The sequence below is a fragment of the Bradyrhizobium sp. genome, assembly GCF_036009065.1.
Classification (GTDB): Bacteria; Pseudomonadota; Alphaproteobacteria; order Rhizobiales; family Xanthobacteraceae; genus Bradyrhizobium.
On record NZ_DASYMN010000395.1, the window covers coordinates 1 to 2,105 of the forward strand.

General features: G+C 62.4%; 2 protein-coding genes and 1 pseudogene. 1 reads left to right on the forward strand and 2 read right to left on the reverse strand.

What is annotated here, in order from left to right:
• Positions 1-417, forward strand: a pseudogene (locus VGP39_RS24140) (hypothetical protein); the annotation flags it as partial.
• A gap of 67 nt (positions 418-484) precedes the next feature.
• Here VGP39_RS24140 and VGP39_RS24145 read toward each other — a convergent pair.
• A complete protein-coding gene (locus VGP39_RS24145; protein WP_327570612.1) occupies positions 485-1,021 on the reverse strand; it encodes a cytochrome c in 537 nt (178 codons plus the stop codon).
• Positions 1,008-2,066, reverse strand: a complete 1,059-nt coding sequence (gene soxC / locus VGP39_RS24150) for a sulfite dehydrogenase (protein ID WP_327570613.1) — start codon at positions 2,064-2,066, stop codon at positions 1,008-1,010. Before soxC ends, VGP39_RS24145 begins: the two co-directional genes overlap by 14 nt.
• Positions 2,067-2,105: the final 39 nt, after the last annotated feature.

A 2,105-nucleotide genomic window follows, 5' to 3' on the forward strand; every position in this document is an offset into this window, starting at 1 on the left:
TCCATGAGCACCGTGCCGACCCCGCGCGCGAGCGCCTACCTCAAGCGCCGCATGCTGGCCACGCGCCTCGCCGCGCTCGCCGAACGCTATGTCCGCGAGCTGGAAGAAACGCCTGCCATCGATCTCGACAAGCTTGGGCAGGCGCTGGAGCTGTGGAAGATGGCGCGGCTTGCCACGATGAGCCGCACGGCGCGGCGGACGGAGGCGGTGATGTGGGGCGAGCCGATGCGCCCGATTGCCGAATTGTGCGCGGCCGGCGTCGATCTCCACCGCGCGCCACGCGACGCTGTCGAGGATTTCGTCGCGCATCGCGTGACGCCGCCCGAGCATGAGAGGCCGCCGCGCTCACGCGGCCGCGGGAATGCGCGGTATTTCACGCGGAAGCAGCGTCATCAAAGGATGATGGAGGGGGAGTGAGGCAGGCGAGGCATGCGTCTTCATGCCGGACCGCTACAGGTGCAATGGAGCATCTGCTGCGATGAACTTACTTCGGCTTTGCCGGGACGAATGTCACAAAGCCATCCCGGTTCGGCATACGTATCTTCGGCAGTGTCTGGGCATTCATCGTGTCGTTCTCTCCGATGATGCCATTGAGCTGCAGGATATAGCCGGTCACTGCGTAGAGTTCGTCATTGGTCAGCATTTTCGATTCGTTGTAAGGCATTGCCCGCCGAACGTAATCGAAAATTGTCGTGGCATAAGGCCAGAAGCTCCCGACGGTCTTCATGGCAGGTTTGTCTCCGGCAAGCGACCCAATCCCGCCAACCAGTGCGTCGTTCGGTTTGCCGGCTCCCTTTTCGCCGTGACAGGCGAGGCACATCGAGGCGTAGACTGCTTCACCCTGCTTTGGCGTCCCGCTGCCGGGCGGCAGACCGGCGCCGTCGGGACTTACGCTGATGTCCCACGGGGCGACTTCCTCGGGAGTTATGAGCTTCCCGAGGTTCGGGCTGTCCGCCAACGCCGCAGATGAAAACAAGCCAAGTGCGCAAGCGGCGGCCACAGCAGCGTTATGCGTAGACATGCTTCACCTCTCCCTTCTCGGACACGCCCCAGGTCGTGACCGCATTGGAGTGGTAGATCGTCCTGCTTCCACGATCGGCGATCATTTTCTCGCGCGTTGGCTGGACGTAGCCTATGTCGTCGGTCGCGCGGCTTTGCAGGACAGCGGGGCCGCCGTTCCAGCGCCACGCCATGCGGAAACGCGTCAACGCCTTCGACAGCACCGGCTCTTGCAGAGCTGCCGGCGCCCAACTCTTGCCGCCGTCAGCCGAGATTTCGACCTTGGCGATCTTGCCATAACCCGACCAGGCAAGGCCTGTGATCTCGTAGATGCCCGGCTCCTTCATGGTGAGTCCCGGCGATGGACGCGTAATCACCGACTTGCCTTCCTGCGGAAAAACAAATTGGAGGGATTTGCCGTCTGCCATCGTGATCGTGTATTTCGACGTCTCGTCCTTGGTCATGGTGGGGCCTTCGGTCAGCTTGATGCGCCGCAGCCATTTCACGTTCATGTTGCCTTCGTATCCCGGAAGCAGCAGCCGCATGGGATAGCCGTTCGCCGGCCGCACGCGCTCGCCGTTCTGGTAAAACGCAATCAGCGCATCCTGCATGATCTCGGCGAGCGGCAGACTACGGCTCATGCCGGCGGAATCAGCACCTTCCGCCAGAATCCACTTCGCCGTCGGATCGACGCCAGCTTCCTGCAGCAGGACGGCGAGCTTAACGCCGGTCCACTCGGCGCAAGAGACTTGACCCTGAAGCTGCTGAACTCCGACTTGCGCGGGCTCCTTCTGATAAAGCAATTGGCCATTGCCGCCGCATTCGACAAAGGCGATCCGTGACTCCATCGGATACCGCGTCAGCTCATCGAGCGTGAAGAGAAGCGGGCGCTTGACCAGGCCGTGGATCACCAGCCGGTGAACATCCGGGTCGATGTCGGGAATCCCGCTGTGGTGACGCTCGAAATGCAGGCCGTTCGGCGTGATCATCCCATTGAGCAGATGATGGGGTGTTCGCGACGTGCCGGTGCCGGTGGTGCCCGGGGCCGTCGTGAAGGTTCGCACCACCTTGCTTTCGTATCCGGACGGCTGCCCATAGGGGACGAA